The sequence below is a fragment of the Streptomyces sp. 2131.1 genome (genome assembly GCF_900105515.1).
Classification (GTDB): Bacteria; Actinomycetota; Actinomycetes; order Streptomycetales; family Streptomycetaceae; genus Streptomyces; species Streptomyces drozdowiczii.
This window is the reverse complement of record NZ_FNSY01000001.1, coordinates 6,151,854-6,174,625: the sequence shown is the minus strand read 5'-3', so window position 1 is coordinate 6,174,625 and position 22,772 is coordinate 6,151,854. Positions and strand designations below refer to the sequence as shown.

Genomic DNA, 22,772 nt, shown 5'->3' with positions numbered 1-22,772 from the left:
TCACGCTAACAGCACCGTACGCGGGGGTGTGCGGCGTCTCATCTGACGGGCGGAATGCTTACGGCCATGGTGAGTTCGACCGGTTCGGCGCCCTCGTTGCGGTAGGCGTGCGGGTGGTGCGCCTCGAAGGTGGCGGAGGTGCCGGCGGGGACGGCGTACGAGATGTCGTCGACGACGAGCGTGAGGGCGCCGGCGGTGACGTGGAGCAGTTCGACCGTGCCCTCCGGGTGCGGGTCGGACCGGCTGCCGTCGCCGGGCATCAGCCGCCAGGACCAGAGTTCGAGGGGGCCTCGGGCCTCCGTGCCGACCAGCAGCTTGGTGGCGCTGCCCGCATCGTTGGACCACAGGCGTACGGCCTGGTCGGCGGGGACCAGGCGGACCGGGGAGCCCTGTTCGTAGTCCAGGAGCGTGGTGATGCTGACGCCGAGCGCGTCGGCCAGCTTGACCGTGGTGCCGACACTGGGGTTGGTGCGGGCCTGCTCGATCTGGATGATCATGCCGCGGCTGACTCCGGCACGGGCCGCCAACTGGTCCAGGGTGAAGCCTCGCTCCCCGCGCCAGCGCTTGAGGTTGCGCGCGAGGGACTGGGTCAGCTGATCGAGGTCAGTCACGTTCCGTCCAATATTTTGTATGAACTCGTCGAGCATCCTGTACTACGGTGTGGTGTACCCACCCGTTCGCCGAACTGTACTGCGAGGCACCGATGACCGCGTTGTTCGCCCTGGCCACGAGCCTCCTGTGGGGACTGGCCGACTTCGGGGGCGGCCTGCTGACCCGGCGCACGCCCGCCCTCACGGTGGTCGTGGTCTCGCAGATCATCGCGGCGACGGTGCTGGGGGTGATCGTGACCGCCACCGGCGGCTGGAGCGAGGCAAGCCCCCGGCTCTGGTTCGCGGTCGGGGCGGGGGTCGTGGGGCCGATGGCGATGCTCTGCTTCTACAAGGCGCTCGCCCTCGGGCCGATGGGCGTGGTCTCGCCGCTCGGTTCGCTCGGCGTCGCCGTGCCGGTGGGCATCGGACTGATCGCCGGGGAGCGCCCGGACCTCCTCCAGGGCGCCGGGGTCGCGGTCGCCGTCGCCGGCATCGTGATGGCGGGCGGCCCGCAGCTGCGCGGAGCGCCGGTGCAACGGCGGGCGATCCTGCTGACGATGGCGGCGGCTTTCGGCTTCGGGACCGTGATGACGCTGATCGCCGAGGCGTCGACGACGGTGACCGGGCTGTTCCTGGCCCTGTTCGTGCAGCGACTCACGAATATCGCGGTGGGCGGCGGCGCCCTGTACGTCTCGGTGCGGCGCGGCGGCCGGGCGCTGCCCGAGGACGGTGGCGCGGAGGCGGTGCGGGCGGCTCTTCCGGCGCTGGCGTTCGTCGGGCTCGCGGACGTGGCGGCCAACGGCACGTACGCGATGGCCGCACAGCACGGCCCGATCACCGTGGCCGCCGTGCTGGCCTCGCTCTACCCGGTGGTGACCGCCCTCGCGGCGCGCGGCTTCCTCAGGGAGCGGCTGCGGGGCGTGCAGGCGGCGGGCGCCGGGCTCGCACTGGTGGGCACGGTGCTGCTGGCGACCGGGTGAGCGCGCGGGCCGGGTCAGCTCTCTTCGAGCTCCGCGACGGCCAGCAGCTGTTCCGGGGTGACGCCCGCGGGAATCGGCACCGGGGCCGGTGTGCGCAGGGGCGGCTGCCAGCCCTTGTCGGGGTGCCAGCTGCGTACGACCCGGGCGGGCGCGCCGGCCACGACCGCGCGGTCGGGGACCTCGCCGCGGACGACCGCGCCGGCGGCGACGACCACGTTGCGGCCGAGGCGTGCGCCGGGCAGGATCACCGCGCCGGTGCCGATCCAGCAGCCCGGGCCGATGGACACGGGCTGCATCCGGGGCCACTGCTTGCCGACCGGCTCGTGCGGGTCGTCGTAGCTGTGGTTGGTCGAGGTGATGTAGACGTACGGACCGCAGTACGTGTCCGAGCCGATCGTCACCGTGGTGTCGGCGACGACGTGGCTGCCGCGGCCGAGCACGACCCCGTCGCCCAGGGTGAGGATCGGCTCGGGGCCGAGGTCCAGGTCCGGCATGAGTCCCGCCGTCAGCGTCACCTGCTCGCCGATGATGCAGTGGCCGCCCAGTTCGATCCAGGGCTCTCCGAAGACCGTGCCCTGCGGGAACGCCAGCCGGGTGCCCTCGCCGATCCGGGCGAACCGCAGCCCCCCGGGGTGCTCGGCGGTGACCGCGCCCGCCTCCCGCGCCCAGCGCCAGCAGCGGTGGACGGCCCCGGACAGGACGCGCCGCCGCCAAGCGGTCAGGGAGGAGAACGCGTCTCGGTTCTTGGGCACGCGCTCACGGTAGTCCGCGCCCATGGGAGGGGCGGCGGCCCCGGCCTGTGATCTTCACCCCAACGGTCCCGGGGCGACGGTGCGTCGCATACGGTTTCCCCGGCGGACGGCCGGCTGTCACCGTGGCCCCCGCGACCCACGGCACCGGAGCACGGAGGAACGCGCGATGGCGGAGCAGGCGCTGATCATGGGCATGGGCGGCAAGGAGCCCTCCATCGACGCGGACGCGTTCACCGCGCCGACCTCCGTCGCGATCGGCGACGTCACCATGGCGGCGGGCTCCAGCCTCTGGTACCAGGCGGTGCTGCGCGCGGACTGCGGCCCGATCGTCATCGGCGCGGACTCCAACATCCAGGACAACTGCAGCGTCCACGTCGACCCGGGCTTCGAGGTGAGGGTCGGCGAACGCGTCTCGGTCGGGCACAACGCGGTCCTGCACGGCTGCACCATCGAGGACGACGTGCTGATCGGCATGGGGGCCACCGTCCTCAACGGCGCCCACATCGGCGCGGGCTCGCTGGTCGCGGCGCAGGCCCTGGTCCCGCAGGGGATGCGCGTGCCGCCGGGCTCCCTGGTCGCGGGCGTCCCGGCAAAGGTGAAGCGGCAGCTGACCGAGGAGGAGCTGGAGGGCGTCCGCTTCAACGCGGTGGGGTACGTGGAGCTGGCCAAGGCCCACCGCGAAGCCTGCGAGGGCTGAGAAGGAGCCCCGCTCAGTCGGCGACCGGCACGGTCCCCGGTTCCGGCTCGGCGGCCGCCTCGGAGTGCGCGGCGGCGGCCTTCTTGGCGCGGTTCTTGAGCACGAGCATCGAGGCGAGGCCGATCAGGACCGCGATGGCCAGGCCGAGGTAGGAGAAACGCTTCAGCCAGGCCTCGGCGACAACGCCCACCGAGTAGATGACGGCGGTGGTGCCGCCCGCCCAGGCGATCCCGCCGAGCACGTTGGCGACGAGGAATTTCCAGTACGGCATGTGCAGCACACCGGCCAGCGGCCCCGCGAAGATGCGCAGCAGCGCGACGAAGCGGCCGAAGAAGACGGCCCACATGCCCCACTTCTGGAAGGAGCGCTCGGCCATGGCGATCTGGCTCTCGCCGAAGTGCTTGGGGAACTTTCCGCCCAGCCAGGCCAGTAGCGGCCGTCCGCCCTTGCGGCCGATGGCGTAACCGATCGAGTCGCCGATCACGGCCCCGGCGGTGGCGCAGGCCCCCAGGATCCAGGGGTTGATGCCGTCGTGGCTCGCGGCCAGCAGCGCGGCGCTGATCAGGACGATCTCGCCGGGCAGCGGGATGCCCAGGCTCTCCAGCCCGATGACGACGCCCACCAGGACGTACACGCTGATCGCGGGGACGGTCTCCAGCCACTCCTGGATGTGCAACGCCGTTTCCTTACGTGTGATGTCCTGTCGCCCGCCGGACAACTCCTCGGCGCACCGCGGGAAGCCTACCCTCAGCACCGCCGGGCCGGACAGCGCGAAGGGCCGCCCGGCACCGGCCGGCGCGGGGCGGCCCTTCGGTCGCACGGGTCAGGAGTTGGGGCGCAGGGTCCAGACCACGGTCATCTCGCCGGTCACGGCGCCGTCTCCGCGCCGGATCTCCACGGTCACCGGGAACTCGGGGCGCTCGCCCGCGTCGAGTTCGGCGACGACCTCGGCGGCGGGGCGGCCGAGCACGGCGGTGGCGGTGACCTCGCCCATGGCCAGCTTCTTGTAGCCGATCTCGGCGCTCACCGCGAGCGGCACGGCCCGGCCCAGCTGGTCGCCGAACGCGGCGATGACTATCGCGCCGCTCGCCGATTCCGCCAGCGTGAACATGGCTCCGGCATGGGGTCCACCGACGTGGTTGTGGTAATCGGCCTGGTCCGGCATGCGGATCACCGCTCGCTCGGCGGTGGACTCCAGGAATTCGAGGTTGAGGGTCCGGACCATGGGGACCGTCGCTGCGAGCATCTCGCCCGCGGTCATCTGTTCAGCGCTCATGGGCGAGATGTTACTCACGAGTAGGAGACTTTGGCCATGCCTCGGCGGCCACTCCCCGCCCGGCGGCCGCCCGCTCTTCACCGTTCGCACACGGGGGCGGCCGTAGCACGCAGGGCTGGGCCCCTCTATCGTTACTGGCCATGTGGCCAGGACAGCAGCCGCCCGGGGGCGAGCAGAACCCGCAGGACCAGAATCAGAACCCGTACCAGCAGCCGGGTTACCAGCAGCCGAATCCCTATCAGCAGCCGGGATATCAGCAGCAGGGCCAGCCGTCGGGCCAGCAGCCCGGGTACGGCTACCCGCAGCAGGGCGGGCAGGGGGGCTATGGACAGCCCAACCCGTACCAGCAGCCGACGGCCCCGCAGTACGCGGTGCCCGGGCCTCCCGGCGCTCCGCAGCCCGGCGGCGGCGACGGCAACAAGAAGAAGACGACGGTCGTGGCGATCGTGGCCGCGACCGCGGTCGTGGTGGCCGCCGCGGTCACCGGCGTCATCGTGCTGAACAAGGACGACGACAAGGACTCCAAGAACGTCGCCGACGACAAGAAGTCGTCCGCGCCCGCCAAGCCGTCCCCGTCCGTCTCCGAGGCCAACCCGCGCGGCGGCGACGACGAGGCCAAGCCGCAGATCGCGGGCTGGAAGGTCGTCACCAACCCGAAGTGGGGCACGCAGTTCGACGTGCCCGGCGACTGGAAGGTCTCGCCCCCCAGCGTGCTCACGTACTTCGAGGACGACAAGAAGGGCGACGGTTCGCCGCTCATCGGCTTCACCGGGCCCGCCGACCTCAAGGACAAGTGGTGCTCGGAGGACTCCGACAAGGACGGCACCGAGGAGAACTACAGCCTGGCCGGCGCCGGCACCCGGGGCGCGCAGGGCGCCAAGGACGCCGATGTGAACGCCCGGAACGAGGCGGGCACCTGGGCATGGGCCGCGTTCGCGCAGCACATGCCGAAGAAGTCCATCAAGATCAGCAAGGCCAAGCAGTACACCACCAAGTCGGGGCTCACCGGGAGCCTGGTCACCGCGACGGCGCCCAACGTCAAGAAGAAGTCGAAGTGCACCACTGACGGCAAGACGTACGCCTTCACGTTCAAGAACACCAAGGGCGAGTTCTCGTCCTGGGTGCTGTACGCCGTCACCGGGGTCGACGACGAACTGCCCGACGCGACGATCCAGAAGATCCTGAGCACGGTGCGCACCGTGCCGATCACCGACACCGACTCCGAGTCCTGAGCCGCTGCGGGAACCCATTTGCGCGGGCGGGGGCGGGACCGCGATAGTCCCAAGGTGACCGACGCAGCCGCCCCCGCCTCCCGCTCCACCCGACCCGTCCCGGCGGGCCGCAACTACAGGCTGCTGACCGCCGCCTCGATCATCACCGCCCTGGGTACCCACGGCGCGCTGATCGCGGCGGCGTTCGCGGTTCTGCAGGCGGGCGGCGGCGGCGGTGACGTCGGTCTCGTCGCGGCCGCAAGGACCGTGCCGCTGGTGCTCTTCCTGCTGATCGGCGGGGCGATCGCGGACCGGCTGCCCCGTCACCGGGTGATGGTCGCGGCCAACACCCTCAACTGCGTCTCGCAGGGCCTCTTCGCCCTGCTGGTCCTGGCCGGCGATCCCCAGCTGTGGCAGATGATGCTGCTCACCGCGCTGTGCGGCACCGGGCAGGCCTTCTTCAGCCCGGCCGCCGAGGGCATGCTGATGTCGAGCGTCAGCGGCGAGCAGGCGAGCCGCGCCTTCGCCCTGTTCCGGATGTCCACGCAGGGGGCGGCGATCGGTGGTGCCGCCCTCGGCGGCGCGATGATCGCGGCGATGGACCCGGGCTGGGTGCTCGCCGTGGACGCCGCGGCCTTCGCGGTCGCCGGGGCCCTGCGCGCCTTCCTCGACGTCAGCCACATCCCGGAGCGCGAGCCGGGGGGCGGGCTGCTCGCCGACCTGCGGGACGGCTGGAAGGAGTTCACCGGCCGGCCGTGGCTGTGGGCCGTCGTCGCCCAGTTCTCCGTGGTGGTCGCCGCCGTCGGAGCGGCCGAGGCGGTCTACGGCCCGCTGGTCGCCCGGGACTCGCTCGGCGGCGCACGCCCCTGGGGCTTCGCGCTCGCCGCTTTCGGCGTCGGCAACCTGGCCGGGGCGCTGCTGATGATGCGGTGGAAGCCGCGCCGGCTGCTGCTGGCCGGAACGCTCTGCGTCTTCCCGCTCGCCCTGCCGTCGGCCGGGCTCGCCGTGCCGCTCTCCGCGACCTCGCTCTGCGTGGTGATGTTCGTCAGCGGTACGGCGATCGAGGTGTTCGGCGTCTCCTGGATGACGGCCATGCACCAGGAGATCCCCGAGGAGAAGCTGTCGCGCGTCTCCGCCTACGACTGGTTCGGCTCGGTGGCCATGGTGCCCGTCGCCACAGCGCTCGCCGGACCGGTCGAGTCGCTGGTCGGGCGCAGCCAGGCGCTCTGGGGGTGCGCGGGCCTGGTCGTGCTGGTCACGGGTGCGGTGCTGTTCGTGCCGGACGTACGCAACCTGACCCGCAGGTCCGATTCGGTCGAGGTGGCCGCCGCCCCGCTCGTCCCGCCCACCTCAGCCGAGGCTGAAGGCGCCGTCGGGCGGCTCGGGTGAGGGGACCGCGTCCTCGTCGCCGACCGGCCGGGCCCCGTTGACGAACGCCTCCAGCGCCTCCCCGTGCTCCACCCGCGCCGCGAACGCGTCCCCCGCGCACCGGCGGGCCAGGGCCCGTATGTCGAACGGGGCGCGGGAGGCGACGAGGACCACGTTGCCGAAGCGTCGGCCGCGCAGCACGCCCGGCTCAGCGATCAGCGCCAGCTCGCCGAAGACGGCGGCGAACGTGGCCAGTTGCGAGCGCAGGAAGCCGAAGGGCGGCCCGTCCGCGAGGTTGGCGGCATAGATCCCGTCCGGCCGCAGCGCCCGCGCCGCGGCCCGGGCGTAGGGCACGGTGGTGAGGTGTGCGGGAACCCGGGAACCGCCGAAGACGTCAGCGATCAGCAGGTCCAGCGAGCCGGGGGCCGTCTCCTCCAGCCGCGCGCGGGCGTCCGCCGCGTGCACGGTGATGCCGGCGTCGTCGGGCAGCGGCAGGTGCTCGGCGACGAGGCCGAGCAGCCCGCGGTCCGCGTCCGCGACCTGCTGCCGGGAGCCGGGACGGGTGGCGGCGACGTAGCGGGGCAGCGTGAGGCCGCCGCCGCCCAGGTGCAGGACGTCCAGCGGCTCGCCCGGTTCCGCCGCGCAGTCCACGACATGGCCGAGCCGCCTGACGTACTCGAACTCCAGGTGCTCGGGCGCGTCCAGGTCGACGTAGGACTGCGGCGCGCCGTCGACCGTGAGCAGCCAGGCGCGTTCCCGGTCCACGTCGGGGAGGAGGCGTGCGGTGCCGTGGTCCACGTCGCGGATGACGGGTATCGACTCGTTCACTCCCCCATTGTGCGGTGGGCCCGCCGCCCCGGGTGTCCGGGGCGGCGGGCCCACCTTCCTCGTACGGCTCAGAGCAGCTCCGTGACCGTGCCCGCGCCGACCGTGCGGCCGCCCTCGCGGATCGCGAAGCCGAGGCCCGGCTCCAGCGGGATGTCACGGCCCAGCTCGACGGTCATGGTCACCGTCTCCCCGGGCCGCGCGATCCCCGCCCCGCCGAGGTCCACGTCGCCGACCACGTCGGCCGTGCGGATGTAGAACTGCGGCCGGTAGCCGGTGGCGACCGGGGTGGTGCGGCCTCCCTCGCGCCCCGACAGGACGTACACCTGCGCGGTGAAGCGCCGGCTGGGGGTGACGCTGCCCGGCGCCGCGACGACATGGCCGCGGCGCACGCGGTCGCGCTCGACGCCGCGCAGCAGCAGCGCGACGTTGTCACCGGCCTCGGCCGACTCCATCGGCTTCCCGAAGGTCTCCAGGCCGGTGACGACCGTGTCGGTGTCCGCGCCGAGCACCGTCACCCGGTCGCCCACCCGGACCGTGCCGCGTTCCACGGCGCCGGTGACGACCGTGCCCCGGCCGGTGATGGTCAGGACGGTCTCCACCGGGAGCAGGAACGGCGCGTCGGTGTAGCGCACCGGCAACGGTACATAGGTGTCGACGGCGTCGAGCAGCGCCTCCACGGCCCCTGTCCAGCGTGGGTCGCCCTCCAGCGCCCGCAGCCCCGACACCCGTACGACGGGCACCGTGTCGCCGCCGTAGCCGTGCGCGGACAGCAGCTCGCGCACCTCGAGCTCGACCAGGTCGGTCAGCTCGGGGTCACCCGCGTCCGCCTTGTTGAGCGCGACCACGATGTGATCGACGCCCACCTGGCGGGCGAGCAGCACGTGCTCGGCGGTCTGCGGCATGATCCCGTCCAGCGCGGAGACGACGAGGATCGCCCCGTCGAGCTGGGCGGCGCCCGTGACCATGTTCTTGATGTAGTCGGCGTGGCCGGGCATGTCGACGTGCGCGTAGTGCCGGGTGCCGGTCTCGTACTCGACGTGCGCGATGTTGATGGTGATGCCGCGCTGCGCCTCCTCGGGCGCGCGGTCGATGCGGTCGAAGGGGACGAAGGTGCCGGTGCCGCGGTCGCTGAGGACCTTCGTGATGGCGGCGGTCAGGGTGGTCTTGCCGTGGTCGACGTGACCCATGGTGCCGATGTTGAGGTGCGGCTTGGTGCGCACGTATGCCGTCTTGGGCATGGTTCATTCCTTGGGATGCGAAGCTTGACGTGGGACCCCGGGGCCCGGCCGACCCTCCCCTCGCGGGGTCCGCCGGACAGCCGGGGGAGGGTCAGCTTCGGGCGCCGCCGACGGGCGCTGCGGCAGCGGTGAGCGCTGCGGCGACAACTGCTGCGAGGGTGGTCACGGCAGCCTTCGGCGCGTCCGCGACTGCGGACGGCGCTGCGAGGAGGGCGTACCGGAACATGGCCCGATCATCCCCGACGGCCTGTCGGCCCGTCGAGCGAATTACGGCGGGCCGTACGGGGATTGGGCGCCGGATCCCCGGAGGCCGGCGGGGGCGCATTACGGCGATCACACACGTTTGTCGGTTACTCTCCCCGAATGCTCGACGTCGTCCCCGACACCCGGCCCTCCCCCGGCCTCGCCGTGCGCTGCACGCGGGTGCTGCTCTCGCCGTGGTCCCGGCTCTCACTGCTCGTCGCCGTCCTGGTGGCCGCCGCGACGGCCATGCTGCTGCTCGAACCGCAGCAGCTGCTGACCTCCGGAAGACTCGGTCAGCTGAGCGGCGGCTCGACGGCGGCGCTCTTCTTCGGACTCGCGTACGGCGTCTGCACGGTGGCGTTCGTGCCGCGCCCGCTGCTGAACCTCGCTGCGGGCGCGCTGTTCGGCACGCAGGCCGGTCTCGCGGCGGCGCTCGGCGGTACGGTGCTGGGCGCGGGGATCTCGTTCATGCTCGGCCGGGTCCTGGGCCAGGACGCGCTGCGCACGCTGGTGCGCGGGCGCTGGCTGCGGGCCGCGGACGGGCAGCTGAGCCGGCACGGCTTCCGCTCGATGCTGGCGCTGCGGCTCTTCCCCGGGGTTCCGTTCGCCGCCGCCAACTACTGCGCCGCCGTCTCCCGCATGGGCTATCCGCCGTTCCTGGTGGCGACGGGCCTGGGGTCGATCCCGAACACGGCCGCCTACGTGGTGGCGGGCAGCGAGGCGTCCTCGCCGACCTCGCCCGCGTTCCTCGCCGCGATGGGGTTCATCGTCCTGACGGGCGCCGGGGCTGCGGTCGTGGCCTGGCGGCGCCGGCACAGCCTGGGCGCCTGAGGACCGCGACCGGCCGGGCCGCGCGGGGGCTGTCGTCGGCTGTTCACCCGGGGGCGATACGCTGCCCGCGACCGACAGACGAGACCGGGCCCGGCGCGGCCCTGTCCTCGCACGACCGCAACCCGCACGCGCCGGCGTCCGACGCCGGTGGCCGGTGCACGAGTACTCCGGGATGGCCCAAGCCCCATGAGCTGGTTCGAATCGTTCGTCCTCGGACTCGTCCAGGGACTGACCGAGTTCCTGCCGATCTCCTCCAGCGCGCACCTGCGGCTCACCGCGGCGTTCGCCGACTGGCAGGACCCGGGTGCGGCCTTCACCGCGATCACCCAGATCGGCACGGAGGCCGCGGTCCTCATCTACTTCCGCAAGGACATCGCCCGGATCGTCTCGGCGTGGTTCAGGTCGCTGACGGACCGTTCGATGCGCGGTGACCACGACGCGAAGATGGGCTGGCTGGTCATCGTCGGCTCCATCCCGATCGGCGTGCTCGGCCTGGCGTTCCAGGACCAGATCGAGGGCCCCTTCCGCGACCTGCGGCTGATCGCGACCACGCTGATCGTCATGGGCATCGTGCTCGGCGTCGCGGACCGGCTGGCGGCCCGCGACGAGTCGGGCGGCCGGCACCGCGCCGGGAAGCAGCGCAAGACCCTGCGCGAACTGGGCGTCAAGGACGGCCTGATCTACGGCTTCTGCCAGGCGATGGCCCTGGTCCCTGGCGTCTCGCGCTCCGGCGCCACGATCAGCGGCGGTCTGCTGATGGGCTACACCCGGGAGGCGGCGGCGCGTTACTCGTTCCTGCTCGCGATCCCCGCGGTGCTCGCCTCGGGCGTCTTCGAGCTGAAGGACGCGGGCGAGGGACATGTGTCCTGGGGCCCGACGATCTTCGCGACCGTGATCGCGTTCGGGGTGGGGTACGCGGTCATCGCGTGGTTCATGAAGTTCATCACGACGAAGAGCTTCATGCCGTTCGTGATCTACCGGATCGTGCTGGGCGTGCTGCTGTTCATCCTCGTCGGCGCGGGCGCGCTGAGCCCGCACGCGGGCGAGTCCGGCGGCTGAAACCGGGCCGCACAGGTAGCGCTATCCAGCGCGGAAGGGCCCGCACGGCCGTGCGGGCCCTTCCGCGCAAAGGGTGGAGCGGGCCGGCAGCCGGCCAAGCTTCGTTTCCGGCACCCCGCTGACCAGCACCGATACCCCCGCCCAGGGAGACGCCTTCCCCGCATGTCCGGGCAGGTTTCCCCAGCTCGGGCCCGCAATCAAGCCTCTGGCCGCGCTGAATTGTGCGGAGCTCGGGTCCGGAGGACACGCACCACCCGCCCCAGGATCTGGTCTCGAGGGCACGGTCCGAACTGCCGCGAGTCGCTGCTGTAAACGCTGTCGCCCTTGACGGCGATGTGACCGGGAGGGACGGGGCCTCGCTGCGACGATCCGACGGGCATGGGGTCACCGGGCATTCCCACCGCCCGCTTGATGTTCCACGGCGACTCGTCCAGACTTCTCGGCGCGGGGCGACCGATCTGCGGCCAGCCGGTGATGGGGTCGGGCTCGGCGATGACGACCAGGTCATTGGCCTTCAGGCGCCCGGCCCCCCTGCGGACGATGACCCGGGCGCCGGGGCGGAGCGTAGGTTCCATGCTGTTTCCGACGACGTTGACGGCTACGTAAGTACGCTTGATCCACCACACGGCGGCAGCCGCCGACACAGGGACGACTCCGAGCAGGTGCCAGGGTCGGATGCGTGTATTCACAGCGTTGCCCCGGATTCACCGGTAACAGCGTAGTTCGCCGCCTGGATGTTGAAGAGTCTCGCGTACTCCCCGTCGATCCGCATGAGTTCGTCGTGAGAGCCGGACTCTGTGATGCGACCGTCCTCCAGAACGATGATGCGGTCCGCGTCGCGGAGGACACCGAGGCGGTGGGAGATGAGGAGGCTCGTGGCCCCCTCCCGGTAGACCTTCAGCTGGTCGTGCAGCTGTTGCTCCGCCGCCGGATCCATGCCCGAACTGGGCTCGTCCAGGACGAGGAGGTTCCGGCCGACCCGCATGAGGGCACGCGCCAGGGCGAGACGTTGCCACTGTCCGCCGGAGAGTGTGACGCCCGCGAAGTCCGCGTCGGGGTCGCCGTCCATGTCGGGGAACGTGCGGGAGAGCAGGGTGTGGTAGCCGCGAGGGAGGCCTATGAGGTGGTTGTGGATGCCGGCCTCCTTCGCCGATGCCTCGACACGGGACTGGTCGTTCAGTCGCTGTACGTCTCCGATGCCGATGTTCTCCGCGGCGGAGAGGTCGTAGCGGACGAAGTCCTGGAAGACTGCGCTGATCCGGTCGCGCAGGGTCTGGAGATCAAGGTCGCGCAGATCCGTGCCGTCCCAGCGGATGGAGCCCTTCTCCGGGTCGTAGAGGCGCAGGAGCAGCTTGACGAGGGTTGATTTCCCAGCTCCGTTGAGCCCGACGAGGGCGAGGGAGCTTCCCTGCTCGATGGTGAAGCTGACGCCGCGGAGCACCCACGGTCCGTCCTCGCCGTAGCGGAACCAGACGTCGTCGAACGTGATGCGTTGTGCCAGCGCGGGGGTGGTGCCGGAGGTGCCCGCGGCCGGCAGGTCGTGGGCGGTCGTGGTCACCTCCACGTAGTGCCCGTAGAGAACCAGTGCATGGTGGTAGCTCGTCACCATGGAGACGGTGGCGGTGAGCGAGGCCTGGACGCCACCGATCGTAGTGATGAAGGCGGTGATGTCGCCGGCGTTGAAGGCGCCGGATGTCGAGGCGTCGACTATCCAGATCATGCCGGCGCCGGCGATCACGGCGCCGAGAAGCGCGAGGGGAGCCTGAGTGAGGAGCGCCTTGCGGTCCACCCGCTCCTCGGCTGCGTTCATGGCGCGGGTCTCGCGGTTCATCCGGTCGAGGAGGAACGGGCCGATCCCGAAGAGCTTGGTCTCCTTGATGGCGGAGACGTTGGTCATCAGGCTTTGGTAGAAGATCTGGCGCCGGTTGCGTGGGCTGATCGTCCACACCATCTTCGCGCGCTGCTTGCTGAGGTGGAGCTGAATGGCCAGCGCGGGAAGGGCGGCCGCCACCGTCAGGACCGTCATCGTCGGGGAAATGAAGTAGAGCACCGTGAGGAGACTGGACACGGAGAGCGTGTTCTGGATCAGCCCGAAGAGGGACTGGGTGATCGCCTCCGGTGCCCCGATCGCCGACTGCTGGGCGAGCTGGATGCTGTCGAGAAAGCGGGGGGACTCGAACCGCTCGATGCCGTCGAACCTGTTCACCGAGGAGAACAGGTCGTTCTGTACGCGCATCGCGATACTGCGCGTGAGTCGTGAGCGTACGTACTGGGTCGTCAGGGGCAGCACACCGGCGAGCAGTCCCAGCACAGCCATGCCGATGACGAGGCCGAGGGGACCGGGGCGGCCCGGATCGGACTGAGCGGGGTCCTGGCCGATCTGGTTGAGGAGCCACTTCAGCTGAAGCGCGATACCGGCGGGTATCAGTCCCTGGACGAGGGTGGAGAAGAGATAGACGAGGAAGGCGCACGGACTGGCGCGCCAGGTGAGAGCGACGATGCTGACCGTGCGGGAGAGGAACTCCCGCCAGCCTCCGACGGTGGTCATAGGAATCCCTCCGCCCTCGCTCCCGCCGACGGATCGGCGGGAGGGGGGGCCGTTTCAGATCAGGCGCACTGAGGACCGCAGCTGAACCATTCGCTGCAGTTGTAGTGCGAGCAGCAGCGGGCATACAGAGTTGCGCCTACACACTTCGACTCGTAGCGCGCGAGCCATTCGCCGCAGGAGGTACACGCTGACCAGGCCGCGGTCGCTGATGTCTCCGGTGCCAGCCGGTCCAGGATGGTGTTGCCGAGCCGGGTGAACAGGTTCATGTGTCGATCTCGCCTTCTGTCGAGCGGAACACCTTCGGTGCCCGCAATACCGAGCGGAGTGGGGCCGATCTCCGGTGAAGCACGGGCTGCTTCAGATCAGGCGCACTGCGGGCCGCAGCTGTACCAGGGAGTGCAGTTGTCGAACAGCTTGCAGCAGCGGACGTACAGCGTGGCCCCGACGCACTTCGTCTGCTTCATGTAGCCACTGCAGCCGATGGTGCACGGCGAGGACGCCGCTGCCGACGTCTCGGGAGCCAGCCGGTCGAGGATGGTGTTGCCGAGCCGGGTGAACAGGTTCATGTATCGATCTCGCCTTCTGTCGAATGGAACACTTCACAGGTTCGGACCGTAGGAGGCCCGAACGCTGTCCCCCTTGGAGCCGTCGTAGTAGCGCATGCGGCGCCTGTCCGGGTCTCCGTTGCCAGTCTGTCGAGCGGAGTGGGGCTGGTCTCCGTCGGCGATCTCCTCTGTCTTCCTCATCGCGTGCAACCGGCGTCGACTACGCCGGAAGTTCCTGAAGATGCGGCTTCGTGCCGGTGTGCGTGGCGGTGACGTTCTGGTGGGCGTCCGTGATCACGGTGGTCGGTGTCGCCGTGATCGAGTAGAGGGACGAGATGTCACCGGGAGCCGCCTCGTAGACGACCGTGGCGAGGCCGTCCAGGTGGTCGGCCATCTGACGGGCCTTGCCCTGTTCGCCGGCGATGACGACAACGATTCGGGAGTCGTCCAGGCCGGTCTTCGCGGCGAACTGCGGCATTTCGGAGACGAATTCATCGCAGGCGCCGCAGCTGGTGGTGATGAACGACAGGGCCGCGGTGCCGCCCGCCAGTGATGCCGAAGCGAACACCTTGCCGCCGAGGGTGGGGGCTGTGAACGCAGGGACGGCCGTGCCCACTTCCGGGCCGGAGGACGCGTCGGGGGCGATGGCCCGGCGTTGTTCCTCCTGGCGTCGCAATCGGCGCACGATGGCGATGGAGAGGGCCAGGTTGAGCAGACCGAGAGCACCGACGAGGACCAGGCCCACGACGACAAAGACCATTTCTGCTACTCCGATACGAGAGAGACGATGTCATCGAGGAAGGTGATGACCACGGTGAAGATGAGGGCGAAGGCTGCGGCGAGAGCCAGGCCGGCGACCTCTCCTGTGCCGGAACCCGTCGTGAGCACGAGAGCGAGGCCGCCGGCTGCCAGCGCGGTGAGCAGGGCGTTGCGTACGGCGTGCCGGACACCGAGAGGGAAGGCGGCCCGCCCGAAGCAGGCGCAGACGATCTTCAATCGGGACCGGGACGAGTGGACGGCCACCCCGGTGAAGGCCGAGAAGAGAAGCAGTGCGGTGGCGAACCCGAAGCCACGGAAAGGGAGTCCGGGCATCAGGGCGATCGCCGTGACCAGCTCCGCACCGATCAGCGCACCCGCACCGATCGGTGCATACCGCCGTAGCCCTGGAGCCGTACGCCCCAACACCTCCTCCACCATGACCCGGGAGTCCCTTGGGGCGCGAATCTTCCCGATACCGGAGACCAGCAATGTGCCGAGGAGGGACAACTGAAGTCCCGCGATGACGTAATTCACCGGGCGAGCGCCTTCCTCTTCTTATGGGACGAGAGGAAGGCGCTGGTCGGCGGCTCCCGGGAGTCGCGACCACCGGTCGCCATGACCATGAATTGGAACGTCTCGTCGCCCCTGGGCGAGGTCGATCTCAGGCACGGTTACCGACATGACGGCAATTCCTCCCTGATTTCAAGCGCAATGAAAGTCGCCCGTTCCACCCGATTTTTTTGCCGGCGGAGGCGACGAAGTGAACCTACACGCCGTCAAGTCGCCCCCCAATGGACTTGAGCCCTTCTTGAGGTAGCGGGCAAGCGGATTGACTGAGCTGTTTCCAATTCGACGGCATTGTTCGTCAGTTGGACGGCTTTGCGCCGCGACGAAGCCCGCGGTACTCGCCGATCCGCTCGGACGGCTGCTGTGGGCGTCACCCGCCCTGTCCGGGGCTGCCACGATCTTCCGGGCCGTTCTCGTCTTCACCACGCGTCAGCGTGAGGTTGGAGAAGCTCAGTCGCATCGCCGTGGGGACCCGAATGGGCCACGAGGTCGCTTCATGGCCGGCGAGCGAGAGCGCGGGAAGGTGCCATCATCCACTGCTTCCCATTCAATCTTGATGAGTGGTGGAAACAGCAGGTCAGAGCCGCTCAGACTGCGACTTGAACTGGTGCATGAGGTTCATCACGACGAAGAGCTTCATGCCGTTCGTGATCTACCGGATCGTGCTGGGCGTGCTGCTGTTCATCCTCGTCGGCGCCGGTGCGCTGAGCCCGCACGCGGGCGAGTCGGCGGGCTGAGCCGCCCGCTTTCGCGGCGCCGCCCCCGGCCGAGGCCGGGGGCGGCGTTCTTCGTCAGATCTCCGCGTCGCCGGGGCCCTCGGTGCCGAACTGTTCGGCGCGCAGGGCGAGGTCCTGCAGCACGTCCGCCGAGGTGACGTCCGTCTGCCCCGAGTCGTGCACCTGGGCCAGCATGGCGAACGCCAGCGTGAACGCCCCCACGAGCTGTTCCACCGCTCCGCCGACCTCTCGTCCGACAACGACCACCACGTCCTCGACGGTGGCGTCCTCCGGGATCGCGATGCGCGGCATCGTCTCGTTGAGAAGGGCGGTCACCACGGTCGAGTCGGTGTCGGCGTCGTCGCGGTCGGGGTTCTCCTCCAGCAGCCGGCGCATCTCCCCCGCCTCGGTGAGGATGCCGACCACGCGCTTCACCACTTCGCTCTGCTCCATCCCGTGAGCATAAGCGGCCCGGCCCACAGGTACTACGACGTGCGACGGTATGCCGTGCCGGGGCCCGGACGGCCGCTTCCGCCTCGGCACCGGCGCCCCGACGGCCGTAGCGTACGGAGCAGGTCCGGACCGGCGGAGAGGAACCCATGAGCGGCACCGAGCTTCCCGTGATCGCGGCGGTCGACGGCTCCTCGCACAGCATGGACGCGTTGGACTGGGCGGCCCGTGAGGCGGTCGCCCGGAAGCTTCCCCTGCTGATCGTGCACGTGCGGCAGCTCGCCCGGCGCACCGACCAGGAAGTGCAGGAGCGGGAGGCGGGCGAACTGCTGGCCTCGGCCGTGCGCCGGGTCGCCGGGACCGCTCCGGGGCTGCGGCCCACGACGCTCGCGCCGCTCGACTTCCCCTCGGCGGCGCTGGTCTCGCTGAGCCGGGACGCCTCGCTGGTGGTGCTCGGCTCGCGGGGGCTCGGCGGGTTCCGCTCCCTGATGCTGGGGTCCAACAGCCTGGCGACGGCGTCCATGGCGAAGTGCCCCGTGGTGATCGTGCACGAGGGCCGCGACGACGAGGAAGCAGACGGCGGTACGGGAGAGGTCTTCCCGGACATCGTCGCCGGGGTGGCCGCCGACGAGAGCAGCGAAGGGGTGCTGGACTTCGCCTTCGAGACGGCGGCGGCGCATCCGGGCGCCCGGCTCCGGATCGTGCACGGCTGGACGATGTTCTCCTCGATGCTGTCAGGCGGGCCCGTCTTCGACCGGAACGCGGCGTCCGACGCGGCCGAGCGGTCGCTTGCGGAGCTGACGGCCGGCTGGCGGGCGGCCTATCCGCAGGTCGAGGTGATGAAGGAGCCGGTCAACGGTTCCGCGACGCGCACCCTGGTGACCGCCTCCGCGACCGCTTCGCTGACGGTGATCGGGCGACGGCGCGGTGGTGAGTCGCTGGGGCTCGGGCTGTCTCCGGTGGCGCACACGACGCTCACGCACGCGATGGGCCCGGTGGCCGTGGTCCCCTGCTGAGGACCGGGCCGCGTCCGCCGGTCCACACTGGGGAAGAAGAGCGTGATCGGATGCGGACGGACCTGCCGGCGGGTGGGGCGAGGAGGCGGGGCATGGGGTCGTGGGCCGGGTGGCGCGGGCGGGGCGCACGGACGCTGGAGCGGACGCCGGGGCGCGCGGCCGCCGCGCTGGTGGCCGGTGCGCTGCCGGCCCTGGCCTTCCCGGCGCCCTCGCTGTGGTGGTTCGCCTATGTCTGCCTGGTGCCGCTGCTGTTGCTGATCCGGTCGGCCGGTACGGGGCGCGCGGCGGCGCGGGACGCCTGGCTGGGCGGGACCGGGTACATGATCGCCGTGCACCACTGGCTGATGCCGAGCCTGCACGTGTTCATCGTGATCCTCGCGGCGCTGCTCGGTCTGCTGTGGGCGCCGTGGGGCGTGCTGGTGGGCCGGTTGCTGCGAGGGCCGGTGACCGGGCGGTCGGCCCTGGCGGCGGTGGTCCTCGTGCCGTGCGGCTGGCTGATGATCGAGCTGGTGCGGTCCTGGGAGGCGCTGGGCGGCCCCTGGGGGCTGCTGGGGGCGAGCCAGTGGCAGGTGGAGCCGGCGCTGCGGCTGGCCTCGGTGGGCGGGGTGTGGCTGGTGAGCCTGCTGGTGGTGGCGGTGAACACCGCGCTCACCGTGCTGCTGGTGCACTCCGCCGCGCGGGCCGCGGCCGCCGTGTCGCTCCTGGTGGGGGCGCTCGTGGTCGGGGCAGCTTGGATGTGGGCTCCGCAGCCCGAGCGGACGGGCACGGCCAGGGTGGCGGTCGTGCAGCCGGGCATCGTGGCGGGTCCGGGCAGCATTCAGCGCAGGTTCGCCCTCAGCGAGGAGCTGACGCGGTCGCTGGCCGGGCGGGACGTCGACCTGATCGTGTGGGGCGAGAGCAGCGTCGGCGTGGATCCGGCCCGGCGGCCCGAGATCGCGGCCCGGCTCGCGGCGCTGTCGCGGACGGTCGGCGCGGACGTCCTGGTCAACGTGGACGCCCGGCAGACCGACGCGGCGGGGCGGACCGGCATCTTCAAGAGCGCCGTGCTGATCGGGCCGGACGGGCTCACCGGGGACCGGTACGACAAGATGCGGCTCGTGCCGTTCGGTGAGTACATCCCGGCCCGGTCGGCCCTGGGCTGGGCGACCTCGATGGGCCGCGCCGCGGGCGAGGACCGGCTGCGCGGCACGGGTCCGGTCACGATGCGGGTGCCCGGCGCGAACGGCCTGCGCGTCGGCCCGCTGGTCTGCTTCGAGTCCGCGTTCCCCGACATGAGCCGGCGGCTGGTCCGGGACGGGGCCGGGCTGCTGATCGCCCAGTCCTCCACGTCGTCCTTCCAGCACGGCTGGGCGCCCGCCCAGCACGCCTCGCTCGGCGCGCTGCGGGCGGCGGAGAGCGGCCGCCCGATGGTGCACGCCACCCTCACGGGCGTGAGCGCGGTGTACGGCCCGCACGGCGAGGCGGTGGGGCCCCGGCTCGGCACGGACACCAGCGGCACCGCGGTCTACGGGGTACCGCTGGCCCGGGGCACGACGCTCTACGTGCGGCTCGGCGACTGGGCGGTGTACGGGGCGCTGGGGGCGCTGGCCGTGTACGGCGCCTCGGAGGGCTTCCGGGCCGTGCGCGCCCGGAGGCGTACGCGGCCCATGGAGACGGCGACGGCTGCCTAGGGGCTGTCCGGCGGATCTTCGCGGGCCCGCGAAGATCCGCCGGAGCCTCTAGGCGGCGTCGAGTTCGCGCAGGACGCGCTCGCAGAGTTCGTGGGTCTCCAGGGCGTCGCGGGCACTCAGCGGGCGGCCCTCGCGCACGGCGTCCAGGAACGCCAGCACGGCCTGCTCGATGCCGCGCTGACGGGCCACCGGCACCCAGTCGCCGCGACGGCGCACGCTGGGCCGGCCCTTGTGGTCGACGACCTCCGCGAGGTTGAGCACCTCGCGCTTGGAGTCCTGGCCGGAGACTTCGAGGCGCTCCTCGGCCGAGCCGCTGAGCCGGTTCATCGCGCCGATGGCGGTGAAGCCGTCGCCGGACAGCTGGAGCACGACGTGGTGCAGCAGACCGTCGACGAGCCTGCCGCTCACCACGGTGCGCTCGACGGGGCCGGGCACGAGGAAGCGCAGGGTGTCCACGACGTGGATGAAGTCGTCGAACACCATGGTCCGGGGCTCCTCGGGCAGCCCGACCCGGTGCTTCTGCAGGAGGATCAGCTCGCGCGGGTGCTCGGCGCACTGGGCGTACCCCGGGGCCAGCCGGCGGTTGAAGCCGACGGCGAGACCGGTGGAGCGCGCCTCGGCGAGCTGGACCAGGCGGGTACAGTCCTCCAGCGTGTACGCGAGCGGCTTGTCGACGTACGTGGCGACGCCCGCTTCGAGCAGCCGGCCGACGATCTCCGGGTGGGCGGCGGTCGCGGCGTGCACGAAGGCGGCGTCGAGCCCCTGGGCGAGCAGCGAGTCCAGGTCCCGGTGGCAGCGCTCCTCCGGGATGCGGTGGGCGGCGGCGACCGAGGCCAGGGTGGCCGGGTTGCGGGTCTGGAGGTGCAGCTCGATGCCCGGCAGGCTGCCGAGCACCGGCAGGTACGCCTTCTGCGCGATGTCCCCGAGCCCGATGCAGCCGACCTTCACAGGGTGTTCCTCTCGCTGGTCAGCGCCGTGTGCCGGGCGCCTCCGTCGTCGTCCCGGCAGCATACGTGTCCCCCGGCGGGCACCAGTCGGCGATCCCGTCGAAGGTGCGCAGGACGAGGCCGGGGCCGAGGCGGGAGACCGTCGACATGAGGAAGTCGCGCACGGCGACGGCCGGGGTGCTGCTGAGGCTCATGAGCCGGGAGACGCGGTCGGCCTTGCGGACGACGGCGGCCGTGCGCGGCAGCCGGTCGGCGGTGTACGCGGCGAGGCCCGCACCCAGGTCGCGGCCGGCCGCCACATGGTGGGCGAGGACGATGCCGTCCTCGATGGCCTGGTTGCCGCCCTGGCCGAGGGTGGGGGCCATGGCGTGGGCGGAGTCCCCGGCCAGCACGGCGCGGCCCCGGTGGAAGGCGGGCAGCGGACGGTCCATCCGGTACACGTCGTTGTGGAGGATGCCCTCCGGTGCGGTGGCGGCGATGATCTGCGGGACCGGGTCGTGCCAGTCGCCGAAGCGGCGCAGGAGCTCCGCCTTCTCGTCCTCGGCCCGTGCTCCGGCGGAGGCGGTCGCCGCCGCGTACGCGTAGATCCGGCCGTCCTTGAGCGGCTGGGTACCCCACAGCGCGCCGCGTCCCCAGGTCTCGTGCGGCGGGAACGGACGGTCCGGGGCCGGGACGACGACGCGCCAGGTGGTGAAGCCGGCGTAGGTGGGGCCGGGGGCGTCCGGGAAGAGCGCGGTCCGTACGGCGGAGTGGATGCCGTCGGCGCCGACGACGAGTTCGGCCGCGATCGTTCCGGCCGGTGTGGCGACGACGGCGGGGGCGCCGCCCGCCGTGCCCGGGTCGATCAGCCGGCCCGGGCAGCCGGTGCGTACGGCGTACGCGGGGAGCCGGGCGGCGATGCGGTCGATGAGGACGGACCGGTGCAGGAGGACGAGCGGGCCGCCGAACCGTTCGGCGGCGGCGGTGGCGTCGGTGCGCGAGAGCCAGCGGCCGGACGGCGCGCGCATCCCGCCCTCGCCCTGCCAGGCGGCCAGGGACCTGATCTCGTCGCCGAGGCCGACGACGTCGAGCGCGCGCTGGGCGTTGGGGGCGAGGCCGATGCCTGCGCCGACGGGCTCCAGCGACTCCGCGCGTTCCAGCACGGTGACCTGCCAGCCCGACCGGTGCAGGGCCAGGGCGGCGGTGAGGCCGCCGATCCCGCTGCCGATGACGACCGCACGGGGCATGTCCATGACTTTCCCTCCACCGAAACTACATCTGTAGTGACACCTCCAACGTACTACACCTGTAGTTACAACGGTAGGTTGGCCCCATGGCCGCACGTCCCACCGGCTCCGACCGGGCCGAACTGATCGCCGACGCCGCGCTCGCGCTTCTCGCTGAACGCGGCATGCGCGGCCTGACCCATCGCGCGGTCGACGAACGGGCCGGGCTGCCGCAGGGCTCGACGTCCAACCACGCCCGCACCCGGCAGTCCCTGCTGGAGGCGGCGGTGCGGCGGCTGGCGGAGCGGGAGGCCCGGGTCCTCGCCCCGGGCGGCCTCCCGGCGGGCGGCGGCACCGACGAGCTGGTGGCGGCGCTGGCCCGGGCCCTGCACCGCTATCTGACGCACCACCCGGACCTGCTCGTCTGCCGGTACGAACTGGCACTGGAGGCCACCCGGCGCCCCGAGCTGAGGGAGTTCTTCGACGCGACGGGCCTGCAGTTCCGCGCGCCGCTGGTGGCGCTGATGACGGCGGCCGGGTCACCCGAGCCGGAGCGGCACGCGCTGTCCCTGGTCGCCTGGTGCGAGGGGCTGATGTTCTCGTGCGCGGCCGGCTCCTACCACCGCTCCGTACCGGGCGAGGCGGAGCTGCGCACCGGTTTCGAGGAGCTGCTGCGCGGGATGCTGGGCCGCTGACGCTCCCACCGGGGCCGGTGGTCCGGGCACGGCGCTGACCGGTGTCACTCGTGCGGGCCAATTGCCGCGTACGGGCTCACCGGCCGGTCACCGGCCCCGCAGAGTTGATCACGTGCAACGAACGAGAACCGCCGTGAAACTCCTGGCCTGCCTCGCGGTCGCGGCCCTGTCGGGGTGTGTGTCCGTCCAGCCGCAGCCGGCCGCCCCGCCGCGCCCCGGTGCCGGCCTGCCTGCGCACGACGTGGCCCCGCAGACCGCCGGGCCGCCCGTCCACGACACCCTGGAGGCCGCGCCGAAGGCGAAGCGCTCCCCTTCGGCGTCGCCGTCCGCCGCGCACAGACCGGCGACGGTGCCCCCGGCCGCGCGGCCCGCCGAGCCGAGCCGGCCGCGGCAGCGGCCCGAGCCCGCCCCGGCCGCTCCGCTGCCGCGCCGGATCGCCCCGGCCGCCCCCGCGCCGGTGCTGCCCGCGCCCGGCGGTGCGACGGGGGTCTGCGCCCTCGGCCGGGGCTACGGCCACTGGCCGGCGGGCAGCGCTCAGTCCCGTATCTGCGACCGTACCTACGGCCGGTGACGCGGAATCG

Annotated in this window: 25 protein-coding genes and 1 pseudogene; 11 read left to right on the top strand and 15 right to left on the bottom strand. The window is 71.8% G+C overall.

What is annotated here, in order from left to right; all coding sequences use genetic code 11:
* Nucleotides 1-38: 38 nt before the first annotated feature.
* On the bottom strand, nt 39-611 hold the full coding sequence (locus BLW14_RS27780) for a helix-turn-helix domain-containing protein (protein ID WP_093709874.1): 573 nt from the start codon (nt 609-611) through the stop codon (nt 39-41).
* A 92-nt stretch (nt 612-703) separates the two neighbouring features.
* Here BLW14_RS27780 and BLW14_RS27775 point away from each other — a divergent pair, with 92 nt between their 5' ends.
* Entirely contained in the window at nt 704-1,570 is an 867-nt protein-coding gene (locus BLW14_RS27775; protein ID WP_093710862.1) for an EamA family transporter, read from the top strand.
* 14 nt (nt 1,571-1,584) lie between these two features.
* Here the strand turns inward: BLW14_RS27775 and BLW14_RS27770 are convergent, their stop codons facing one another.
* Nucleotides 1,585-2,322, bottom strand: coding sequence for an acyltransferase (locus BLW14_RS27770; RefSeq protein ID WP_093710861.1), 738 nt, complete (start codon nt 2,320-2,322; stop codon nt 1,585-1,587).
* Between the two features lie 166 nt (nt 2,323-2,488).
* Here BLW14_RS27770 and BLW14_RS27765 point away from each other — a divergent pair, with 166 nt between their 5' ends.
* A complete protein-coding gene (locus tag BLW14_RS27765; protein WP_093709873.1) occupies nt 2,489-3,019 on the top strand; it encodes a gamma carbonic anhydrase family protein in 531 nt (176 codons plus the stop codon).
* A gap of 13 nt (nt 3,020-3,032) precedes the next feature.
* On the opposite strand, the gene BLW14_RS27760 is transcribed toward BLW14_RS27765, so the two are convergent.
* Together BLW14_RS27760 and BLW14_RS27755 are read right to left on the bottom strand one after the other, a co-directional pair.
* The gene (locus BLW14_RS27760; protein ID WP_093709872.1) at nt 3,033-3,695 is read right to left on the bottom strand and encodes a DedA family protein; all 663 of its coding nucleotides are present in this window, start codon (nt 3,693-3,695) and stop codon (nt 3,033-3,035) included.
* Nucleotides 3,696-3,842: 147 nt separating this feature from the next.
* Nucleotides 3,843-4,280 carry a DUF4442 domain-containing protein gene (locus tag BLW14_RS27755; RefSeq protein ID WP_093709871.1) on the bottom strand — a complete coding sequence of 146 codons (438 nt, stop codon included), beginning with the start codon at nt 4,278-4,280 and terminating at the stop codon, nt 3,843-3,845.
* 155 nt (nt 4,281-4,435) lie between these two features.
* On the opposite strand from BLW14_RS27755, the gene BLW14_RS27750 reads away from it, so the two are divergent.
* Nucleotides 4,436-5,527 (top strand): DUF8017 domain-containing protein, encoded by a 1,092-nt coding sequence (locus BLW14_RS27750; protein WP_093709870.1) that lies wholly within the window; start codon nt 4,436-4,438, stop codon nt 5,525-5,527.
* A 54-nt stretch (nt 5,528-5,581) separates the two neighbouring features.
* Nucleotides 5,582-6,895, top strand: coding sequence for an MFS transporter (locus BLW14_RS27745; protein WP_093709869.1), 1,314 nt, complete (start codon nt 5,582-5,584; stop codon nt 6,893-6,895).
* Here BLW14_RS27745 and BLW14_RS27740 read toward each other — a convergent pair.
* The 3 genes from BLW14_RS27740 to BLW14_RS35315 form a co-directional block, all read right to left on the bottom strand.
* Entirely contained in the window at nt 6,857-7,702 is an 846-nt protein-coding gene (locus tag BLW14_RS27740; RefSeq protein WP_093709868.1) for a spermidine synthase, read from the bottom strand. The genes BLW14_RS27745 and BLW14_RS27740 overlap by 39 nt on opposite strands.
* A 68-nt stretch (nt 7,703-7,770) precedes the next feature.
* Entirely contained in the window at nt 7,771-8,940 is a 1,170-nt protein-coding gene (tuf, locus tag BLW14_RS27735; RefSeq protein ID WP_093709867.1) for an elongation factor Tu, read from the bottom strand.
* A gap of 91 nt (nt 8,941-9,031) precedes the next feature.
* Nucleotides 9,032-9,166 (bottom strand): hypothetical protein, encoded by a 135-nt coding sequence (locus tag BLW14_RS35315; RefSeq protein WP_256332888.1) that lies wholly within the window; start codon nt 9,164-9,166, stop codon nt 9,032-9,034.
* Nucleotides 9,167-9,303: 137 nt separating this feature from the next.
* Here BLW14_RS35315 and BLW14_RS27730 point away from each other — a divergent pair, with 137 nt between their 5' ends.
* Together BLW14_RS27730 and BLW14_RS27725 are read left to right on the top strand one after the other, a co-directional pair.
* A complete protein-coding gene (locus BLW14_RS27730; protein WP_093709866.1) occupies nt 9,304-10,014 on the top strand; it encodes a TVP38/TMEM64 family protein in 711 nt (236 codons plus the stop codon).
* A 186-nt stretch (nt 10,015-10,200) separates the two neighbouring features.
* Complete coding sequence (locus BLW14_RS27725; protein ID WP_093709865.1) at nt 10,201-11,073, top strand: undecaprenyl-diphosphate phosphatase; 873 nt, start codon at nt 10,201-10,203, stop codon at nt 11,071-11,073.
* 197 nt (nt 11,074-11,270) lie between these two features.
* Here BLW14_RS27725 and BLW14_RS35780 read toward each other — a convergent pair whose 3' ends face one another.
* The 5 genes from BLW14_RS35780 to BLW14_RS27700 all read right to left on the bottom strand — a co-directional run bounded on the left by BLW14_RS35780 (nt 11,271) and on the right by BLW14_RS27700 (nt 15,459).
* Complete coding sequence (locus tag BLW14_RS35780; protein ID WP_371128133.1) at nt 11,271-11,699, bottom strand: S26 family signal peptidase; 429 nt, start codon at nt 11,697-11,699, stop codon at nt 11,271-11,273.
* A 59-nt stretch (nt 11,700-11,758) separates the two neighbouring features.
* Nucleotides 11,759-13,621, bottom strand: coding sequence for an ABC transporter ATP-binding protein (locus BLW14_RS27715; protein WP_093709863.1), 1,863 nt, complete (start codon nt 13,619-13,621; stop codon nt 11,759-11,761).
* A gap of 362 nt (nt 13,622-13,983) precedes the next feature.
* Nucleotides 13,984-14,187: a hypothetical protein gene (locus BLW14_RS27710; protein WP_093709862.1), complete on the bottom strand. Its 204-nt coding sequence runs from the start codon at nt 14,185-14,187 to the stop codon at nt 13,984-13,986.
* 199 nt (nt 14,188-14,386) lie between these two features.
* Nucleotides 14,387-14,926: a TlpA family protein disulfide reductase gene (locus BLW14_RS27705; protein ID WP_093709861.1), complete on the bottom strand. Its 540-nt coding sequence runs from the start codon at nt 14,924-14,926 to the stop codon at nt 14,387-14,389.
* A gap of 5 nt (nt 14,927-14,931) precedes the next feature.
* On the bottom strand, nt 14,932-15,459 hold the full coding sequence (locus BLW14_RS27700; protein ID WP_093709860.1) for a MauE/DoxX family redox-associated membrane protein: 528 nt from the start codon (nt 15,457-15,459) through the stop codon (nt 14,932-14,934).
* Between the two features lie 638 nt (nt 15,460-16,097).
* Here BLW14_RS27700 and BLW14_RS27695 point away from each other — a divergent pair.
* Nucleotides 16,098-16,229, top strand: a pseudogene (locus BLW14_RS27695) (undecaprenyl-diphosphatase); the annotation flags it as partial.
* 54 nt (nt 16,230-16,283) lie between these two features.
* Here BLW14_RS27695 and BLW14_RS27690 read toward each other — a convergent pair.
* Entirely contained in the window at nt 16,284-16,661 is a 378-nt protein-coding gene (locus BLW14_RS27690; RefSeq protein ID WP_177154115.1) for a hypothetical protein, read from the bottom strand.
* 146 nt (nt 16,662-16,807) lie between these two features.
* On the opposite strand from BLW14_RS27690, the gene BLW14_RS27685 reads away from it, so the two are divergent.
* On the top strand, nt 16,808-17,674 hold the full coding sequence (locus BLW14_RS27685) for a universal stress protein (RefSeq protein WP_093709857.1): 867 nt from the start codon (nt 16,808-16,810) through the stop codon (nt 17,672-17,674).
* Between the two features lie 92 nt (nt 17,675-17,766).
* Entirely contained in the window at nt 17,767-19,344 is a 1,578-nt protein-coding gene (lnt, locus tag BLW14_RS27680) for an apolipoprotein N-acyltransferase (RefSeq protein ID WP_093709856.1), read from the top strand.
* A gap of 48 nt (nt 19,345-19,392) precedes the next feature.
* Here the strand turns inward: lnt and BLW14_RS27675 are convergent, their stop codons facing one another.
* Together BLW14_RS27675 and BLW14_RS27670 are read right to left on the bottom strand one after the other, a co-directional pair.
* Entirely contained in the window at nt 19,393-20,292 is a 900-nt protein-coding gene (locus BLW14_RS27675) for a Gfo/Idh/MocA family protein (RefSeq protein ID WP_093709855.1), read from the bottom strand.
* A 19-nt stretch (nt 20,293-20,311) separates the two neighbouring features.
* A complete protein-coding gene (locus BLW14_RS27670) occupies nt 20,312-21,523 on the bottom strand; it encodes an FAD-dependent monooxygenase (RefSeq protein WP_093709854.1) in 1,212 nt (403 codons plus the stop codon).
* 80 nt (nt 21,524-21,603) lie between these two features.
* Between BLW14_RS27670 and BLW14_RS27665 the strand changes: the two genes are divergently transcribed.
* Nucleotides 21,604-22,191, top strand: coding sequence for a TetR/AcrR family transcriptional regulator (locus BLW14_RS27665; RefSeq protein WP_093709853.1), 588 nt, complete (start codon nt 21,604-21,606; stop codon nt 22,189-22,191).
* A gap of 133 nt (nt 22,192-22,324) precedes the next feature.
* Complete coding sequence (locus tag BLW14_RS27660) at nt 22,325-22,762, top strand: hypothetical protein (protein ID WP_093709852.1); 438 nt, start codon at nt 22,325-22,327, stop codon at nt 22,760-22,762.
* Nucleotides 22,763-22,772 lie beyond the last annotated feature (10 nt).

Coding starts and splice junctions, on each gene's coding strand:
- BLW14_RS27775 (WP_093710862.1), top strand. CDS start 704: ATGACCGCGTTGTTCGCCCTGGCCACGAGCCTCCTGTGGGGACTGGCC.
- BLW14_RS27765 (WP_093709873.1), top strand. CDS start 2,489: ATGGCGGAGCAGGCGCTGATCATGGGCATGGGCGGCAAGGAGCCCTCC.
- BLW14_RS27755 (WP_093709871.1), bottom strand. CDS start 4,280: ATGACCGCGGGCGAGATGCTCGCAGCGACGGTCCCCATGGTCCGGACC.
- BLW14_RS27750 (WP_093709870.1), top strand. CDS start 4,436: ATGTGGCCAGGACAGCAGCCGCCCGGGGGCGAGCAGAACCCGCAGGAC.
- tuf (WP_093709867.1), bottom strand. CDS start 8,940: ATGCCCAAGACGGCATACGTGCGCACCAAGCCGCACCTCAACATCGGC.
- BLW14_RS35315 (WP_256332888.1), bottom strand. CDS start 9,166: ATGTTCCGGTACGCCCTCCTCGCAGCGCCGTCCGCAGTCGCGGACGCG.
- BLW14_RS27730 (WP_093709866.1), top strand. CDS start 9,304: ATGCTCGACGTCGTCCCCGACACCCGGCCCTCCCCCGGCCTCGCCGTG.
- BLW14_RS27725 (WP_093709865.1), top strand. CDS start 10,201: ATGAGCTGGTTCGAATCGTTCGTCCTCGGACTCGTCCAGGGACTGACC.
- BLW14_RS27715 (WP_093709863.1), bottom strand. CDS start 13,621: ATGACCACCGTCGGAGGCTGGCGGGAGTTCCTCTCCCGCACGGTCAGC.
- BLW14_RS27710 (WP_093709862.1), bottom strand. CDS start 14,187: ATGAACCTGTTCACCCGGCTCGGCAACACCATCCTCGACCGGCTGGCT.
- BLW14_RS27705 (WP_093709861.1), bottom strand. CDS start 14,926: ATGGTCTTTGTCGTCGTGGGCCTGGTCCTCGTCGGTGCTCTCGGTCTG.
- BLW14_RS27690 (WP_177154115.1), bottom strand. CDS start 16,661: ATGGAGCAGAGCGAAGTGGTGAAGCGCGTGGTCGGCATCCTCACCGAG.
- BLW14_RS27685 (WP_093709857.1), top strand. CDS start 16,808: ATGAGCGGCACCGAGCTTCCCGTGATCGCGGCGGTCGACGGCTCCTCG.
- lnt (WP_093709856.1), top strand. CDS start 17,767: ATGGGGTCGTGGGCCGGGTGGCGCGGGCGGGGCGCACGGACGCTGGAG.
- BLW14_RS27670 (WP_093709854.1), bottom strand. CDS start 21,523: ATGGACATGCCCCGTGCGGTCGTCATCGGCAGCGGGATCGGCGGCCTC.
- BLW14_RS27665 (WP_093709853.1), top strand. CDS start 21,604: ATGGCCGCACGTCCCACCGGCTCCGACCGGGCCGAACTGATCGCCGAC.